At 73.7% G+C, this 16,002-nt stretch carries 18 protein-coding genes; 8 read left to right on the top strand and 10 right to left on the bottom strand.

Annotation, left to right across the window (positions count from 1 at the left end):
* The first annotated feature begins 17 nt into the window (after positions 1-17).
* Genes purB through EUS26_RS12480 form a run of 4 tightly spaced genes read left to right on the top strand, consistent with a single transcriptional unit; the run spans position 18 to position 2,992 of the window.
* A complete protein-coding gene (purB, locus tag EUS26_RS12495) occupies positions 18-1,496 on the top strand; it encodes an adenylosuccinate lyase (RefSeq protein ID WP_130014161.1) in 1,479 nt (492 codons plus the stop codon).
* Entirely contained in the window at positions 1,493-1,852 is a 360-nt protein-coding gene (locus tag EUS26_RS12490; protein WP_130014160.1) for a barstar family protein, read from the top strand. Before purB ends, EUS26_RS12490 begins: the two co-directional genes overlap by 4 nt.
* Positions 1,849-2,349: a guanyl-specific ribonuclease gene (locus EUS26_RS12485; RefSeq protein ID WP_238148969.1), complete on the top strand. Its 501-nt coding sequence runs from the start codon at positions 1,849-1,851 to the stop codon at positions 2,347-2,349. Before EUS26_RS12490 ends, EUS26_RS12485 begins: the two co-directional genes overlap by 4 nt.
* Before the next feature lie 25 nt (positions 2,350-2,374).
* On the top strand, positions 2,375-2,992 hold the full coding sequence (locus tag EUS26_RS12480; RefSeq protein WP_202865138.1) for a hypothetical protein: 618 nt from the start codon (positions 2,375-2,377) through the stop codon (positions 2,990-2,992).
* A 16-nt stretch (positions 2,993-3,008) separates the two neighbouring features.
* Here the strand turns inward: EUS26_RS12480 and EUS26_RS12475 are convergent, their stop codons facing one another.
* Both EUS26_RS12475 and EUS26_RS12470 read right to left on the bottom strand, forming a co-directional pair.
* The gene (locus EUS26_RS12475) at positions 3,009-3,383 is read right to left on the bottom strand and encodes a hypothetical protein (RefSeq protein ID WP_130014158.1); all 375 of its coding nucleotides are present in this window, start codon (positions 3,381-3,383) and stop codon (positions 3,009-3,011) included.
* A gap of 497 nt (positions 3,384-3,880) precedes the next feature.
* Entirely contained in the window at positions 3,881-4,444 is a 564-nt protein-coding gene (locus EUS26_RS12470; protein WP_130014157.1) for a dihydrofolate reductase family protein, read from the bottom strand.
* 228 nt (positions 4,445-4,672) lie between these two features.
* On the opposite strand from EUS26_RS12470, the gene EUS26_RS12465 reads away from it, so the two are divergent.
* Positions 4,673-5,560 carry an MBL fold metallo-hydrolase gene (locus tag EUS26_RS12465; protein WP_130014156.1) on the top strand — a complete coding sequence of 296 codons (888 nt, stop codon included), beginning with the start codon at positions 4,673-4,675 and terminating at the stop codon, positions 5,558-5,560.
* A 22-nt stretch (positions 5,561-5,582) separates the two neighbouring features.
* On the opposite strand, the gene EUS26_RS12460 is transcribed toward EUS26_RS12465, so the two are convergent.
* A complete protein-coding gene (locus EUS26_RS12460; protein WP_130014155.1) occupies positions 5,583-6,266 on the bottom strand; it encodes a hypothetical protein in 684 nt (227 codons plus the stop codon).
* 91 nt (positions 6,267-6,357) lie between these two features.
* Between EUS26_RS12460 and EUS26_RS12455 the strand changes: the two genes are divergently transcribed.
* From EUS26_RS12455 to EUS26_RS12445, 3 genes are all read left to right on the top strand, one after another.
* A complete protein-coding gene (locus tag EUS26_RS12455; RefSeq protein WP_130014214.1) occupies positions 6,358-6,639 on the top strand; it encodes a metal-sensitive transcriptional regulator in 282 nt (93 codons plus the stop codon).
* Between the two features lie 62 nt (positions 6,640-6,701).
* On the top strand, positions 6,702-6,941 hold the full coding sequence (locus EUS26_RS12450; RefSeq protein WP_130014154.1) for a heavy-metal-associated domain-containing protein: 240 nt from the start codon (positions 6,702-6,704) through the stop codon (positions 6,939-6,941).
* 31 nt (positions 6,942-6,972) lie between these two features.
* A complete protein-coding gene (locus EUS26_RS12445) occupies positions 6,973-9,186 on the top strand; it encodes a heavy metal translocating P-type ATPase (protein WP_130014153.1) in 2,214 nt (737 codons plus the stop codon).
* Between the two features lie 94 nt (positions 9,187-9,280).
* On the opposite strand, the gene EUS26_RS12440 is transcribed toward EUS26_RS12445, so the two are convergent.
* The 7 genes from EUS26_RS12440 to EUS26_RS17560 form a co-directional block, all read right to left on the bottom strand.
* Positions 9,281-9,928 (bottom strand): VOC family protein, encoded by a 648-nt coding sequence (locus EUS26_RS12440; RefSeq protein WP_130014152.1) that lies wholly within the window; start codon positions 9,926-9,928, stop codon positions 9,281-9,283.
* Positions 9,929-9,963: 35 nt separating this feature from the next.
* Positions 9,964-10,764 carry a TrmH family RNA methyltransferase gene (locus EUS26_RS12435; RefSeq protein WP_130014151.1) on the bottom strand — a complete coding sequence of 267 codons (801 nt, stop codon included), beginning with the start codon at positions 10,762-10,764 and terminating at the stop codon, positions 9,964-9,966.
* Between the two features lie 2 nt (positions 10,765-10,766).
* Positions 10,767-11,618, bottom strand: a complete 852-nt coding sequence (locus EUS26_RS12430; RefSeq protein ID WP_130014150.1) for an HAD family hydrolase — start codon at positions 11,616-11,618, stop codon at positions 10,767-10,769.
* Positions 11,619-11,662: 44 nt separating this feature from the next.
* Positions 11,663-12,844: an ABC transporter permease gene (locus tag EUS26_RS12425; protein ID WP_130014149.1), complete on the bottom strand. Its 1,182-nt coding sequence runs from the start codon at positions 12,842-12,844 to the stop codon at positions 11,663-11,665.
* Positions 12,841-13,722 (bottom strand): ABC transporter ATP-binding protein, encoded by an 882-nt coding sequence (locus tag EUS26_RS12420; protein ID WP_130014148.1) that lies wholly within the window; start codon positions 13,720-13,722, stop codon positions 12,841-12,843. Before EUS26_RS12420 ends, EUS26_RS12425 begins: the two co-directional genes overlap by 4 nt.
* Positions 13,723-13,834: 112 nt before the next feature.
* The gene (locus EUS26_RS12415) at positions 13,835-14,530 is read right to left on the bottom strand and encodes a response regulator transcription factor (RefSeq protein WP_130014147.1); all 696 of its coding nucleotides are present in this window, start codon (positions 14,528-14,530) and stop codon (positions 13,835-13,837) included.
* Positions 14,527-15,996: a sensor histidine kinase gene (locus EUS26_RS17560; RefSeq protein WP_130014146.1), complete on the bottom strand. Its 1,470-nt coding sequence runs from the start codon at positions 15,994-15,996 to the stop codon at positions 14,527-14,529. The genes EUS26_RS12415 and EUS26_RS17560 overlap by 4 nt, the downstream gene beginning before the upstream one ends.
* Between the last annotated feature and the right edge of the window lie 6 nt (positions 15,997-16,002).

The following is a 16,002-nucleotide window of genomic DNA, read 5'->3' as shown; positions in this document are numbered from 1 at the left end:
CCTGCCAAGATGGGCGTATGCCGCTCCCCGCTGCCCGCACGCCGCTCGCCGAGCTCTCCCCCAGCATCGCCCTGGGTGCCCTGGACGGGAGGTACCGCGGGGCGGTCGCGCCGCTCGTCGACCACCTCTCCGAGGCGGCGCTGAACCGGGCGCGGCTGCACGTCGAGGTGGAGTGGCTGCTGCACCTGGTGGAGCACGAGGTGGTGCCCGGCGCCCCTGGCCTCTCGGCGCAGGAGCAGGAGGCCCTGCGGGCGCTGGTCGTCGACTTCGACGCCGACTCGATCGGCGAGCTGAAGGTCATCGAGGCCGAGACCGTGCACGACGTGAAGGCCATCGAGTACTTCCTGCGCGGTCGGCTCACCGACCTGCTGGCCGGGGCGGACGCCGGGAGCGAGGGCGGCGGCGGGAGCGCCGAGGGGACCGCCAGGGCCGACGCGCTGGGGCAGCTTATCCACTTCGCCTGCACCAGCGAGGACATCAACAACACGTCGTACGCGCTCATGGTGCAGGGCGCGGTGCAGGAGGTGTGGCTGCCGCGGGCGCGCGCGCTGGTCGACCAGCTGTCGGCCATGGCGCGCGAGCTCGCCGAGGTCCCGCTGCTCGCGCACACGCACGGGCAGCCGGCCACGCCGACGACGATGGGCAAGGAGCTGGCGGTGCTGGCGCACCGGCTGACGCGACAGCTGCGCCGGGTCGACGGGGCGGCATACCTGGGCAAGCTCAACGGGGCGACCGGCACCTACGGGGCGCACGTCGAGGCGGTCCCGGGCGCGGACTGGCAGCAGATCAGCCGTTCCTTCGTCGAGCACCTCGGTCTGGAGTGGAACCCGCTCACCACCCAGATCGAGAGCCACGACTGGCAGGCCGAGCTGTACGCCGACGTCGCGCGCTTCCAGCGCATCCTGCACAACCTGGCGACGGACATGTGGACCTACATCTCCATGGGCTACTTCGCGCAGGTCCGCGGTCAGGGGACGGTCGGCTCGAGCACGATGCCGCACAAGGTCAACCCGATCCGGTTCGAGAACGCCGAGGCCAACCTGGAGGTCAGCAACGCCCTGCTCGACGTGCTGGCCACGACCCTGGTCACCAGCCGGCTGCAGCGCGACCTCACCGACTCCTCCATGCAGCGCAACATCGGCTCCGCCCTCGGGCACGGGCTTCTGGCGCTGGACAACGTGAGCCGCGGTCTCGCCGGGCTGGACGCCGTCCCGGAGGCCATGACCGCCGACCTCGACGCCAACTGGGAGGTGCTCGCCGAGCCGGTCCAGTCGGTCATGCGGGCGCTGGCGGCCCGGGGTGTGGAGGGGATGAGCAACCCCTACGAGCGGCTCAAGGAGCTCACCCGCGGGCGCCGGATCGGGCAGGACGAGCTGGTGGAGTTCGTGCGGGGGCTGGGGCTGCCGGCGCAGGAGGAGGAGCGGCTGGTGGCGCTGACCCCGGCGACCTACGTCGGGCTGGCGCCGCAGCTGGTGGAGCACCTGGGGGACGCGTGATCATCCTCCCGGCGGAGCGTCTCGAGGACGCCCAGGGGCACTTCGCCCAGTCGGGGTATGCCGTCACCGAGGCCACCACACCCCGCGGCGGTGGGCTGCGGGAGACGCAGGCGCAGCTCTGCGCGGCCCTGCGGCTGCCCGAGCCGGCGTCCACCAACCTGGACGCCATGGCCGACGCGCTGCGGGACCTGCGCGAGCTGTGGGACGGGCGCGACGTAGCGCTGCTGTGGAGAGAGGCCGGTGCGCTGGCGGCCCGCGACGGCCGGGCGTGGTGGATCCTGTCGGAGATCCTCGACGACGCCGAGGCGCTGGCCGTCGTGGCGCTCGGACCGGCCCGGGACACCGACCAGCCGTGAGCCGGTCGCAGGCGCTCTCCGCCCTGGCCCTGGCCCTGCTGGCCGCCCTGGTGCTGTGGCTCGTCGTCGGCGAGCAGGGCGGTGGGGGCATGCCCGCGGGCGGAGCGTCCTCGCCGACGGGCTCTGCCGCACCCTCGGGACCCACGCCGGCGTCCGGGGCCGCGGAGGGCGCTCGCGGTGCCGACACCCGCGACTGGGACGACGTCGACGCCTGCGACGACAGCGCCCTGCCCCGGGAGCTGGACCCGGTCGTCGACGACATCGAGGACGACGGGCCCTACGCATACCCGGACCGGGACGGGTCGACCTTCGACAACCGCGAGGACCTCCTGCCGCAGGAGGACCGCGGGTACTACCGGGAGTTCACCGTGCAGACCCCCGGCCTGGCGACCCGCGGCGCCCGGCGCGTCGTCACCGGGGGCGAGGTCGACCCTGAGGTCTGGTACTTCACGGACGACCACTACCAGAGCTTCTGCGAGTTCGCCCCGGCCGGCTGACGCGTCCTGCTGGTTGGATGGGAGGGTGGCACGCCGCGCGACGTGGTCGCAGTACAGGGAGTCCATCGGGGACCGGTCCGAGCTGTTCGCCGCCATCGCCGACCTGGTCCAGGTCGACCACGCCCTCTATCCCGGCAGCTACGTCGACCTCTCGCCGTCCACCGCCTTCGCATCGGTCACCTACGTGGACACCGACGACCGTGCGGCCAGGTTCTTCGCCGATCGCGACCTCGTCGAGCAGGAGCTCGCGGGCCGCACACGCCAGGGCGCGGGGAGGCAGGTGGAGTTCCTGCCGGCCGACTACACCGCGCCGCTCGATCTGGAGGTCGCGAGCACCGACCTGCTCATCTCGCTCTACGCCGGGCCTGTCTCGGACCACACCCGTTCCTACCTGCGCCCGGGTGGGTGGCTGCTGGCCAACACCAGCCACGGTGACGCCAGCCTCGCCGCACTGGACCCGGCGTGGGAGCTCGTGGCCCTCGTGCACCACCGCGACCGTCGCTACCGCGTCACCACCGACGGGCTGGACCAGCATCTCGTCCCGAGGCGCCCCGAGCTCGCGGACCCCCGCCGCATCCGCGCCACGGGTCGGGGGATCGCCTACACGCGAGAGGCCTTCGCCTACCTCTTCCAGCTGCGATGACGCCGACGGAGGGGCGTCAACCCGCGGCGGTGTCGCGCGCCCGCCACGCGGCATACGCGAGCGCGAGGGTGGTGGGCGTCCAGATCGTCCGCTCCAGCCGAGAGCGCGAGATGGCATTCGGGACGGCAGCCACCGACATCAGCCCGGCCACCGCGGTGAGGACGCCGCGCCGCACCTGTGGTGACGTCCGCTCGCTCGCGACGGTGACCGCCAGCGCGGCGTAGGCCACCACGGCCCCGGCGCTGACCATCCTGAGCCTCTGCGGCAGCACCCCCTCGTGCTGGCCGCCGTAGCTCGCCCGGCCCCACGGCGCACCCAGCGCGAGCGCCAGCTGGAACGCCGCCACCCCACCAAGACCCACTGCGGTGACCGTCCTCGCAGGTGTCGACATCGCCTCTCCTCTCGACGTGGTCCTCGATGCTCGACCGGGTGGCGCCGGACACCGTGATCCGCGCCCATGACTGACGCCCACGCCCTCTGCTTCTCGTCACTGTAGTGCCCCGCCCGGACCTCTGGCCTGCCTCTGCCTGGCCCGCCCGCCTGGCCACCCCACACAGGTTCGCGAGCACCTGCCCCTGCCGTGACTCGCCCTCGGTCCGACGACCGGTGCCGGCTCTCGTCCGGGACCCGGGGCGGCAGCACGACCGTCCGGAGACGTGACATTGAGTCACCCACCGAATCAGCCCGCCCCTGAGTCTGTGCTCGACTCACCGCGCGGCTGAGTCACCACCCGACTCAGTCCGCCGCTGAGTCACCCGGCGCATCAACGGCGGACTGATTCAGTCGGTGACTCAGTGTGACGTGTCCGGGGGTTGAGGGACGAGATCGCGCTCCGGTCCTGGCCGGGGCTGGGCGCCTGCGCCGGGCCGTCCCGTCGCTGAGCCACCGTCAGTGGCGCGTGGCGTAGCGGGTCATCAGGACGCCGCCGGGGAAGGTCCTGGTCTCGACGAGGTCCAGCTGCACCCACCCGTCCAGGGCCGCGAAGAAGGGTCGTCCCCCACCCACCAGGACCGGCACGGTGACCAGGACGAACTCGTCGACGAGGCCTGCTCGCATGGCGGCGCCGGCCAGGGTGGCGCCACCGATGTCCATCGGCCCGCCGTCCTCACCCTTGAGCCGCCGGATCTCGCTCACCGCGTCCCCCGTGACCAACCTGGTGTTCCCGTCGACCGGGAGGCTCGTCGACGAGAAGACGACCTTGGGCATGGCGCGCCAGCGGCGCGCGTACTCGCGGTGCGTTGGGGTGACACCGGGCTGCTGGTCGGCGGTGGGCCAGTGGGAGCTCATGTCCTCCCACAGCCGGCGCCCGTAGAGGGACAGCTCCGTGGCCCCCACCCGGTCGGACCACCACTGGAACAGCTCGTCGCTCGGTGCGCTCCAGCCGAGGTCTCCGTCGGGCGTGGCGACGTAGCCGTCCAGGCTGACGTTCATCGCGAAGGTCAGGGTGCGCACAGTGGTCCACTCTCCTCGGGCCGGTTCTCTGGTGGTCGGACCGCGCCCGCCCGCCATCCTCATCGCCCGGCCCCGCCGCTCGGTGCGGCCTCCGCCGACCCGGCCACCATCGACCATCTCCGCGCACCGATGAGTCGCGCCCCATGGCGAGGTCACAGGAGACGCACCCCCGGGTATGTCGACTCCGAGGCCCCCACTCGGCGGTCCGCCCCCTGACGAGGAGAACCCATGCTGCAGCAGGTCACCGATGACGTCCTGGTCCACCAGAGTGAGCTGCTCCGCAACAACACCGTGGTGGTGCGCGGCCTCTCCGGGGTGCTGATCGTCGACCCCGGCATCACCGACGCCGAGCTGCGCTCTCTCGCCCGGGACCTGCGCGACCTCGGCGACCCGGTGGTGGCCGGCTTCGCGACCCACCCCGACTGGGACCACGCGCTGTGGCACCCCGAGCTCGGCGACGCGCCGCGGTTCGGCACCGCCCGGTGCGCCGCCTTCCTGCGCGACCTGCGCGCGCAGCCCGACTGGCAGGCCCAGGTCGTCGAGGGCCTGCCGCCCGAGATCGCCGACGAGGTGCCGGTCGAGCCGTTCGGCCTCATCACCGGGCTGCCCGAGGGCACGACCCACCTGCCGTGGCAGGGGCCGACGGTCACGGTCCACGAGCACCGGGCGCACTCCGTCGGCCACGCGGCGCTCGTCGTCGTCGACAGCCGCGTCCTCGTCGCCGGCGACATGCTGTCCGACCTCTTCGTCCCCATGCTCGACCATGCCCGGGAGGGCAGCGACCCGGTCGAGGACTACCTCGCCGGGCTGCGCGTGCTCGAGTCCGTCGCGGACCGGGTCGACGCCGTCGTCCCCGGCCACGGGTCGGTCGCCCGGGGGCCCGAGGTGCGCGCCCGGATCGAGCGGGACCGCGCCTACCTCCACGCCCTGCGCGACGGGGTGGAGCCCGACGACCCGCGGCTCGGCCCCGACGTGCCCGAGGGCTGGGAGTGGGTCCGCGACATCCACGCCGCGCAGGCGCGGGGCGTGGCGCAGCGACGCGCCGCCGCCGAGCCCGAGAGCCACGAGCGCACCGCCGAGCCAGCAGTCCACGGAGACGTCCGGTCCGCCCGCTAGGGGCCGGGCCGCACCGAGGGCGTCAGCCCGGCAGCTGCTCGCGCAGTGCGACGACCTCGTGCGCCACGGCCGCCGGATCGACGAGCAGGTGCAGGTGGCCACCGGGGATCTCCCGGTGCGGCCACCCCCAGCCGCGCGCCGCGGCGAGCTCGTCGGCATACGTCGTCCCGAACGCCAGGTATGCCGACGGCTCGCCCACCCAGCCGCGCGGCGGCGTCAGCTCGGTGTGGAAGTAGCCCACCGGCAGCCGCGGGCACTCACGGTCGAGCTCGGTGAGACGGCCGGCGGGGAGGATCTCCTCCAGCGCCTCCCGGGGCCACCAGCGGGTCCACGGGGGCAGCACGCCGTCGGCGTCCGCGAGGCCGGCGAGGTGCTCCCGGAAGCGCGGCGGGGCCAGCGGGGCCGGTCCGGACTCCGGCGGCAGGGCGGCGTCCACGAAGACCACCCCGCCGACGTGACGGCCCGCGGTCGTCGCCGCGGCCCTGACGGCGGGCGCGAGGTAGCCGGAGTTGCTGTGCGCGACGAGGGTCGCCCCCGGTTCGACCAGCGCAGCCCACGCCTCGACGAGCTCGTGCGGGTCCAGGTCGGGCCCGGCCTCGACCGGGGCCACCCGCGCCGACGCCCCCAGCCGCCCGAGGGCACCGGCCAGGTCCGAGTACGCCGCCGCCGGCAGCAGGGGGCTCGGCAGCAGCACGAAGGTCGGCACGCTCCGACCCTACGGCGCGCGACGCCTGGGACGATGGCACAGGTGGCCCGGCTTCTGAAATACCCTCAGGGGGTATGCTGTTGGCATGGCTGTGAACGGGTACACCGGGTCCAAGGAGGACTACCTCAAGCGGCTGCGCCGCATCGAGGGCCAGGTCCGCGGCATCGCGCGGATGGTCGAGGACGACACCTACTGCATCGACGTGCTCACCCAGGTGAGCGCGGCCACCAAGGCGCTGCAGTCGGTGAGCCTCGGCCTGCTCGAGGACCACATCAGCCACTGCGTCGTCGACGCCGCCGCGGAGTCCGAGGAGGCCAAGGACGAGAAGGTCCGCGAGGCCTCCGCGGCCATCGCCCGGCTCGTCCGCAGCTGACCCAGCACCCACCCAGGCGCGCGTCCTAGCGTGCCGGCGCACCGCATACCGAGGAGAGCACCATGACCGACACCCCGCTGCAGAACCAGACCACCAAGGTCGTCGTCTCCGGCATGACCTGCGAGCACTGCGTGGCCTCGGTCACCGAGGAGCTCCAGGAGATCGACAACGTCCTCGAGGTCCGTGTCGAGGACCTCGTCAAGGGCGGCGAGACCGACGTGTTCGTCGTCTCCGACGGCCCCCTCGACCTCGGGGCCGCCCAGTCGGCGGTCGAGGAGGCCGGCTACACCGCCAGCGTCTGACCCTGCCCCACCCCCGCTCCAGGAGGAGCCGATGAGCACCACCGAGACCGCCACCCAGCACGTCGACCTCGCCATCACCGGCATGACGTGCGCCTCCTGCTCGGCCCGCATCGAGCGCAAGCTCGGCAAGCTGGAGGGTGTCGAGGCCAGCGTCAACCTCGCCACCGAGAAGGCCAGCGTCACCTTCCCGTCCGAGCTGTCGGTGGCCGACATCGTCGCGACCGTGGAGAAGACGGGGTACGGCGCCACCCCCCTGGCCGACGGCGCGTCCGGGCCGGGGCGGGGACCGGCGATGACCCACGACGTCGTCGGCCACGACTCGCTGCGGCAGCGGATGGTCGTGGCCAGCGCGCTGGCCCTCGTCGTCGCGGTGCTGCACATGGTGCCGCCGGCGCGGGAGGCCCTGGGGGCGGTCGGGCACTGGCTGCAGCTGGTGCTCACGCTGCCGGTCTACCTGTGGGCGGCCTGGCCGTTCCACCGGGCGGCCGCGATCAACGCGCGGCACGGGGCCTCGACGATGGACACCCTGGTGTCGGTCGGCACCACGGCGGCGATGGGCTGGTCGGTCGTCGCGCTGCTCACCGGCTTCACCCACGACCTGTACTTCGAGGTCGTGGCGGTGGTCACCGCGTTCCTGCTCATCGGGCGCTACATCGAGGCGCGCGCCAAGGCCCAGGGCCGTTCCGCGCTGACCTCGCTGCTGGAGCTCGGCGCGAAGGACGTCGCCGTCCTGCGCGAGGACGCCGGCAAGGGCGGTGCCCTGTCCACCACGGAGCACCGGGTGCCGGTCGAGGAGCTCGTGGTCGGCGACCGGTTCGTCGTGCGTCCCGGCGAGAAGATCGCCACCGACGGCGTCGTCCTCTCCGGCCGGTCGACCATCGACGCGTCCATGGTGACCGGCGAGTCCATGCCGGTCGAGGTCGGCCCCGACGACCAGGTCACGGGCGCCACCGTCAACGGCCACGGCCGGCTCATCGTCAGGGCCAGCCGGGTCGGCGCCGAGACGACGCTCGCGCGGATCACCCAGCTCGTCGAGCAGGCGCAGACCGGCAAGGCCCCCGTCCAGCGGCTGGCCGACCGGATCTCCGCGGTGTTCGTGCCGGCGGTGCTCGTCGTCGCCGGCCTCACCCTGCTGCTGTGGCTGGCCACCGGCAACCCCTTCACCGATGGCCTGGCGGCCGCCGTCGCGGTGCTCATCATCGCCTGCCCGTGCGCGCTCGGGCTGGCCACGCCGACGGCCCTGCTCACCGGCACCGGCCGGGGGGCCCAGCTCGGCATCCTCATCAAGGGCCCCCAGATCCTGGAGTCCACCCGGGCCGTCGACACCGTCGTGCTCGACAAGACCGGCACCCTGACCACCGGGCGCCCGGTGCTCACCGACGTCCGCGTCGCCGGGTCGCTGCCCGCCGACGCCGCCCTCAAGGCGGCCGCCAGCGTCGAGGCCGGCAGCGAGCACCCGGTGGCCCAGGCGGTCGTCGCCGGGGCCCGTGAGCGCGGCGTGCGCCTCGCCCCGGCCCAGGAGTTCGTCAACCTGCCCGGCGAGGGCGTGCGCGCCGACGTCAACGGCATGGTCGTGACGGTCGGCCGCCCGAGCCTCTTCGACGTCGTCCCCGAGGTCCTGCACGAGGCGCTGGCCCGCGCCGAGGGCACCGTCGTCCTCGTCGGCTGGGAGGGCACCGCCCGGGCCGCGATCACCGTCGCCGACACCCCGCGGGAGACCAGCGCCGCGGCCGTGGAGCGGCTGCGCGGGCTCGGCCTCACGCCATACCTGCTGACCGGCGACAACGAGCGCACCGCCGCCGCGGTCGCCGAGCAGGTGGGGATCGACCCGGAGCACGTCACCGCCGGCGTGCTGCCGCAGCACAAGTTCGACCACGTCCGGGCGCTGCAGGAGCAGGGGTATGTCGTCGCGATGGTCGGCGACGGCGTCAACGACGCCGCGGCGCTGGCCCAGGCGGACCTCGGGATGGCCATGGGCTCGGGCACCGACGTGGCCGCCGAGTCCGCCGACATCGTGCTCATGCGCCCGGACGTGCAGACCGTGGCCGACGCGATCGGGCTGTCCCGGCACACGCTGCGCATCATCAAGCAGAACCTGGTGTGGGCGTTCGGGTACAACACCCTGGCCATCCCGCTGGCCGCCTTCGGGCTGCTGACGCCGGTCATCGCCGGCGGCGCGATGGCGATGAGCTCGGTGCTGGTCGTGCTCAACAGCCTGCGGCTGAAGGGCTACACCCGCGGGTGACCCGCCGGGTCGCAGCCGACCCTGGCCGGTGACCGACGACGGCCGCGGCTGAGCCGCGCGTCGCGTCGGCCCGCGGGGGTGGAGCCGCGAAGGCTCAGATGGTGACCGGCCCCTGGGGCGTCTCGAAGGAGACCTCGACGAGGCAGGGGCAGTCGTCGTCCTCGAGGAAGCCGAACTCGATGTCGCTCTCGAAGGACCCCTGCGGCTCGCCGGTCAGACCGAGCCACTCGCGCACCTCGGGGACGTCCCCGCCGATGGTGAGGCCGGTGAGCCGGGTCGCCGACTCCGCCAGCCGGGAGGGGTGGTGGTCCGCGTCGGAGTCCCAGTGGACGAAGAACGGGCGGTTGCCGTGGTCGATGACGTTCTTGACCCCGATCTGACGCCACCTCAGCTGGATGCCCTCCGGCGTGTGACGGTGCCCCTCGACCGCCGGCCGCCCCAGCCGCTCCTCGACCGGGCCGAGGTCGTCGACCGCGACGACCCAGGCCATCCAGCCCCCGCCGGCGGCAGAACGGGCGCGCACGGCCTGGCCGAACGGCGCCTTGTCCGAGGCGGGGTGGTCGAGCACCTCGACGACCTCGACGTAGCGCTCCTGCGCGAGCGGGAGGACGACGTTGCGGGTGCCGAACCGAGGGTGGACCCCGCCGTCGTGCGGCGTGACCCCGAGCTGCGCCGCGAGGCGCTCCGCCGTGGCCGTGAGCCCCTCCGGCCCGGCCGCATAACTCACGTGGTCGATACGCATGGCGCTCATCGTGACACACCCGTGTTTCGGGGAGGTCATCGACCTCGACCCCGCTGCCGGACCGCCTCGTAGACGATGATCGCGGCCGACGTCGCGACGTTGAGGGAGTTGACGCGGCCGGCCATGGGGATGCGCACCCGGTGGGCGGCGCGCTCCAGGACCAGGTCGGTGAGACCGGTCTTCTCGGTGCCGACGGCGACCGCGACCGGGCCGCGGTAGTCCACCGACGTGTGCAGCAGCTCGGTGTCGGGGGTGGCCGCGACGAGCGGTATGCCGTGCCCGTCCAGCCAGTCCAGGGTCGCCGCGGTGCCGTCCGCGGCGACCGGCACCGAGAAGACGGTGCCCTTGGAGGCCCGGACCGTGTTGGGGTTGCCCCAGTCGGTCACCGGGTCGGCCGCCACCACCGCGTCCACCCCGGCGGCGTCAGCGGTCCGCAGCACGGCGCCGAGGTTGCCCGGCTTCTCCACCCCCTCGCAGACCAGCACCAGCGCGTCGGGCGGCAGGGTGAGCTCGGCGGGCCGGCGCCGCGTGGTCGGCACCACGGCGAGCACCCCGTCCGGCCCCTCGCGGTAGGCCGCCTTCTCGAAGGCCGCCCGCGAGGCCTCCACCGTCTCCACCCCCAGCGCGCCGGCCCGGGCCAGCACGTCCTCCAGCACGCCGTCGGCCATGAGCTCGGGGCAGACGAGCAGCAGCTCGGGGACGACCCCCGCCTCGAGCGCCAGGCTGAGCTCCTCGTGGCCCTCCACGACGGTGCGCCGCTCCAGGTCCCGGGCCCGGCGTCGGCGGAGGCCGGCGACCGCCTTGATCCGGGGGTTCGCGGGCGAGGTGACGATCATGGTCAGGCCAGCTCGGCCAGGACCTCGTCGAGGGCGTCGGCCAGACCGTCCTCCTCGACCGCCCCGGTGGTGCGGTCCGCCACGCGGATCACCTCGTCGGGGGCCTGGCCCATGGCATACCCGACGGCCGCCCAGTGCAGCATCTCGAGGTCGTTGCGCTGGTCGCCGACGGCGACCGTCCGGTGCGGCTCGACGCCGAGCCGTCGCCGCACCAGCTCCAGCGCCGACGCCTTGGAGACGCCCTCCGGGGCGAGGTCCAGCCAGGCGCTGTAGCCCACGGCGTAGGACACCCCGTGCAGCCCCATCCGCTCCACCAGCGCGGTGAAGTCCGTCGAACTGAGGGTCGGCTCGCGGAAGGTCACCCGGGTGGCGGGGCGGGCGCTCAGCTCCTCGACCGGCACGACCCGCTCCTCGCCCCACAGCTCCCCCGGGGGGAACGGGGTGCTGACCTTGAACCCGACCCCGATCTCCTCCACCGCGACGAGCGCTGAGGGCAGGTGGGTGTGCACCAGGGCGATGGCCGGGGCCGGGTCGAAGGTGACGATGTCGACCAGCTCGTAGCCCTCCGCCACGTCCGGGGCCGCGCTGATCGTCACCGCACCGTTGGAGCACACCGCCGGCCGGCCCGGGGTGGTCAGCCCGAGCTCGTCCATGACCGGCAGCGTCGAGAGCACCGAGCGTCCGGTGGCGATCATCACGGTCACGTGCGGGAGCGCCGCGAGCGCCTGGACCGCCTCCCGCACCCGGGGCGCCAGGTAGCCGTCGTGGTGGACGATCGTGCCGTCGACGTCCAGGGCCACGAGCAGCGGCGACGCGGAGGCGGAGGCGGGGTCGAACGGGTCGGGGTCGCTCACGCCGGCCAGCCTAGCCACCGGCCCCGCGCCCGCTCCGCGCAGGCTCAGTCCTTCGACAGCTGCATGGCCTTGCGCCACGACAGGCTGCCCGAGGTGTGCAGCAGGGCCCGCTCGTAGAGCCGCGACCCCAGGACGATGGTCAGGGCGCAGAACACCACGACCAGCGCCAGCGCCAGCACGGGCTCCCACAGCTGCGTGTCGCCCTCGAGGATGCGCATGGGCATGACCAGCGTCGAGGCCACGGGGACGAAGGAGAAGACCTGCCGGGCGACGCCGTCGAGGTTGATCCCGACGATGAAGAGCACGACGAGGACCATCGTGAGCGGCATCGTCGTCTGCTGCAGGTCCTCGGTCCGCGAGGCCAGCGCCCCGGCGGCCGCCCAGACGCAGGCCAGGGCCAGGAAGCCCAGCAGGAAGAACGGGAGGTACCACGCGATGGCCCCGGCGATGCCCGGCAGCGCGACGTCGAGGTCGACGAAGGTCATCCCGACGAGGCTGACCGCGGCGATGAGCGCGAGCTGGCCGAAGGCGAGGACGGTGTTGCCCAGGACTTTGCCCAGCAGCAGCTGGCGGGTGGGGATCTTGGCGGCCAGGATCTCGATGATCCGGGACTGCTTCTCCTCCACCACGCTGTTGGCGATCTGCATCCCGAACATGATGGCGGCGAAGTAGAACAGCGCCGCGAAGGCGAAGCCCAGCACGTAGGCGAGCACCGGCGGCATACCGCCCTCCTGCTCGGCGACGTCGACGACCCCGACCTCGGCGCCGGCGGTGAGCTCCTCGACCGTCGTGCCGGCCGTGCGGGCGTTGTCGGCGAGCGCGTCGGCCCGCACCTGCTCGGTGAGCAGCGGCTGCAGCTCGCCCAGGTCGGGCCCGTCGGAGAGCAGCTCCCACCGGTCGTCGCCGGCGACCAGGCCGGCGTCCACGTCACCTTCCAGGACCGCGGTCTCCGCGGCGTCCCGGTCGGCCACCCGCACCGCGGTCGCCGAGCTCTCCTCGTCCTGCTCCCGCAGGGTGGCGTCGACCTCCCCCACGACGGCGGCCCCGCGGTCGTCGGTCACCGCGACGTCGTAGTCGGCCGACGACGACCCGAGGAAGCTGGGCACGACCAGCACGGCCAGCAGCAGCAAGATGGTGAGCCCGGTGCCGATGAGGAAGTTCTTGTCGGTGAGCTTGACCTGGATCTCGCGGGCGGCGACCAGGGTCCAGGGGGCGCGGGTGCTCATGCGGCCACCTCTCGGTAGATCTCGGACAGGGTGGGGCGGATGCGGCTGAACTCCCGGACCCCGCCGCGGGCGACGGCGTCGGCGAGCAGCCGCTCGGCGGTCTGCTCGTCCTCGGGCTGCACGAGCGCGGTGGGCCCGTCCAGGTCGATGACGTCGACCCCGGTGCTGCCGCGCACCCACCCGGTGTCGCCGGTCATGACGAGGCGGTAGCGCAGCGGGGCGCTGGCCCGCAGGCCCTCCGAGGTGCCCTCGGCCACGACCCGGCCCCCGTGCAGGACCACGATGGAGTCGCAGAGCCGGTCGACGAGGTCGAGCTGGTGTGAGGAGAAGAGGACCGGGGTGCCGGCGGCGGTGTGCTCGCGCAGGAGCTCGCTCATCTGGTCCACGGCCGCGGGGTCGAGGCCGCTGAACGGCTCGTCCAGCACGAGCATCTTGGGCTCGCCGAGCACCGAGGCGATGATCTGGGCGCGCTGCTGGTTGCCCAGCGAGAGGGTCTCCACCTTGCTGGTGAGCCGCTCGCCGAGCCCGAACCGGGTGAGCAGCTCCTCGGAGCGCTGCCGGGCGCTCGACTGCGTCATGCCGTGCAGCTGCCCGAGGTAGGTGAGCTGGGCCAGGACCGGCTGCTTGGGGTAGAGGCCGCGCTCCTCGGGCATGTAGCCGAAGCGCACCCGGTCGGCCCGGGTGACCGGCTCGCCGTCCCACCGCACCTGACCGGCGCTGGGGGCCAGCACGCCCATGATCATCCGCATCGTCGTGGTCTTGCCGGCGCCGTTGCCGCCGACGAAGCCCACCATCCGGCCGGCGGGGACGGTGAAGCTCACCTCGTCCACGGCGAGGTGGTCGCCATACCTCCGGCTCAGTCCGTCCAGCTCCAGCACGTGCTCCCCTTTCGTCGGCCGCGACCCGGTGGGGCAGCGGCTGGTATGCCGCTCACGCTAGTCCGCGCCGCGGCGCCGGGGATCGGTCGCGCCGCCGATCCTGGGCTCCTCCTCAGGACGGAGACGACTCCCCGGGCCGGACCAGGCCGGCCTCGTAGGCGGCGACGACGGCCTGCACCCGGTCCCGGACGAGCAGCTTGGCCAGGACGTTCGACACGTGGGTCTTCACGGTGGCCTCGCTGACGAAGGCCTCGGCCGCGATCTCGGCGTTGGACAACCCGCGGGCCATCATCCGCAGCACCTCGCGCTCGCGGTCGGTGAGCTGCGGGAGCGCCGTCGCCGGGTCGGGCGCGGCCCCGGTGCCGTCGGCACGCGGGCCGGTGGTCATCCGGTCGATGACCCGCATCGTCACCTCGGGAGCGAGCAGGGCGTGACCGTCGGCCGCCGCCCGCACGGCGTCGACGAGGTCGTCCGCCTCGGCGTTCTTGAGCAGGAAGCCGCTGGCGCCCGCCTCCAGCGCGTCGAAGAGGTAGTCGTCGCGGTCGAAGGTGGTGAGGATGACGACCTTGACCTGCGGGTGCTCGGCCACGATGCGCCGCGTCGCCTCGATGCCGTCCAGCACCGGCATCTGCACGTCCATGAGCACGACGTCCGGCCGCTGGGCGGCCACCGACGCGATGGCCTCCAGTCCGTTGCCGGCCCGGCCGACCACCTCGACGTCGGGCTCGGTGGACAGGATCATCGAGAAGCCCTGCAGGAGCAGCGGCTGGTCGTCGACGAGCAGGACCCGCAGCCGGGTGCCGGTCACCGGGGCATCCCCGCGGAGGTGTCGACGGGGGCGGTGCGGTCGGCGTTGCCTGCCTGGGCGGCGGTGCCCCCGGAGGCGGCGGTGCCGGTGGCAGCGGTGCCCGCGGGGACCGGGCGACGCCCGTCCAGCGGCAGCCACACCCGCACCCGCCAGCCCTGGCCGCCGGCCCGGGGCCCCGCCTCGACCCCACCACCCAGGTAGGCGGCCCGCTCGCGCATCCCCTGCAGCCCGAGCCCGGTGCCGGACGTGCCGACCCGGGGGGACCCGTCGTCGACGACCTCCACCTCGACCGTCTGGGCGTCCTCGTCGACCCGGACGGTGGCGCGGGCGGTCCGGGCCGTGGAGTGACGACGCACGTTGGCCAGCGCCTCCTGCACGATCCGGTAGGCGGACAGCTGCAGCGGCGGCGGGACCCGGCCGGCCGCGCCCGGTGCCGACTCGACCACCTGGCCGGTGACCTGGCACAGCGGGGTGCTGGCCTGCTCGACGAGGTCGGGCAGGGTCGCCAGCGTCGGCTGCGGTGCCCGGTCGGCACCCTCCTGGGCAGCAGCGCCCGCCCCGGCGCCGGCGTCACCGTCGGCGACCCGCAGCGTGCCCAGGAGGTCGCGCATCTGGCCCACCCCGTCGCGGGCGGCCCGCTCGATCGCGGTGAGCGAGTCGCGCGCGGCCTCGGGGTCGCGCTCCATGACCCGCCGGGCGGCGGCCGCCTGCACCCCCATGACCGAGACGTGGTGGGCGACGACGTCGTGCAGCTCGCGCGCGATCCGCAGCCGCTCGGCCACCACCGCCTGGTCGGTCAGCTGCGCCGTCTGGGCCCGGATGGTGGCCGCCTGCTCCTCCACCTGGGCCTGGCGCATCGCCCCGCGCCAGGCCACCTGGCCCAGCCCGATGGCGAAGCCGAAGAAGATGGTGTTGCCGAGGACCGAGAAGAGCACCACCGCGAGCACGGTCGGCAGCGGCCCCACCTGCTCGACGTCCGACTCGCCGAGGTTGCGGCGGATGTCCTCGATGCCGGAGCCGAGGGCATACGTCCAGGCGAAGAGCAGGACCAGCAGCACGAGCACGACGGCCACCGCGCCGGCGAGCGCCCGCCGGTTCCGCGCCCAGGCCATCCCGGAGAAGATGAGCAGGAAGTAGGCCATCTGGGTGGGCAGCTGCATCATCGTCATGGGCATGACCAGGGACATGACGATCATGTGGATGCCCGCCGTGAGCGTGACGAGCACCGGGAGCCGGCGCCGCACGACGACCATGGCGCAGAGGGTGAGGATGCCGGCGTACTGCCACACCGGCCCGTAGCGCTCGTCCTGCAGCAGCCCGATCGACCGGGTGAGCTCCTGCGACGCGACGATCGTCAGCAGCGCCACCAGGGCCCACCGGACGTCGGTGCGCAGCTCGCCGGGGCCGGGGGCCGGGCGCACCCAGCGCTCGTCGACCCCGAACCAGACCTCCACCGCCCGGATCACGGCCGT

The organism is Serinicoccus sediminis (genome assembly GCF_004153545.1).
Lineage (GTDB): Bacteria > Actinomycetota > Actinomycetes > Actinomycetales > Dermatophilaceae > Ornithinicoccus > Ornithinicoccus sediminis_A.
Note: the sequence above shows the minus strand (reverse complement) of the source record. Positions and strands in the feature narration are given on the sequence as shown.

Excerpts from the sequence above, each read along its gene's own strand:
- EUS26_RS12445 (WP_130014153.1), top strand. The coding sequence starts at position 6,973 with ATGAGCACCACCGAGACCGCCACCCAGCACGTCGACCTCGCCATCACC.
- EUS26_RS12450 (WP_130014154.1), top strand. The coding sequence starts at position 6,702 with ATGACCGACACCCCGCTGCAGAACCAGACCACCAAGGTCGTCGTCTCC.
- EUS26_RS12475 (WP_130014158.1), bottom strand. The coding sequence starts at position 3,383 with ATGTCGACACCTGCGAGGACGGTCACCGCAGTGGGTCTTGGTGGGGTG.
- EUS26_RS12440 (WP_130014152.1), bottom strand. The coding sequence starts at position 9,928 with ATGCGTATCGACCACGTGAGTTATGCGGCCGGGCCGGAGGGGCTCACG.
- purB (WP_130014161.1), top strand. The coding sequence starts at position 18 with ATGCCGCTCCCCGCTGCCCGCACGCCGCTCGCCGAGCTCTCCCCCAGC.
- EUS26_RS12425 (WP_130014149.1), bottom strand. The coding sequence starts at position 12,844 with ATGAGCACCCGCGCCCCCTGGACCCTGGTCGCCGCCCGCGAGATCCAG.
- EUS26_RS12435 (WP_130014151.1), bottom strand. The coding sequence starts at position 10,764 with ATGATCGTCACCTCGCCCGCGAACCCCCGGATCAAGGCGGTCGCCGGC.
- EUS26_RS12465 (WP_130014156.1), top strand. The coding sequence starts at position 4,673 with ATGCTGCAGCAGGTCACCGATGACGTCCTGGTCCACCAGAGTGAGCTG.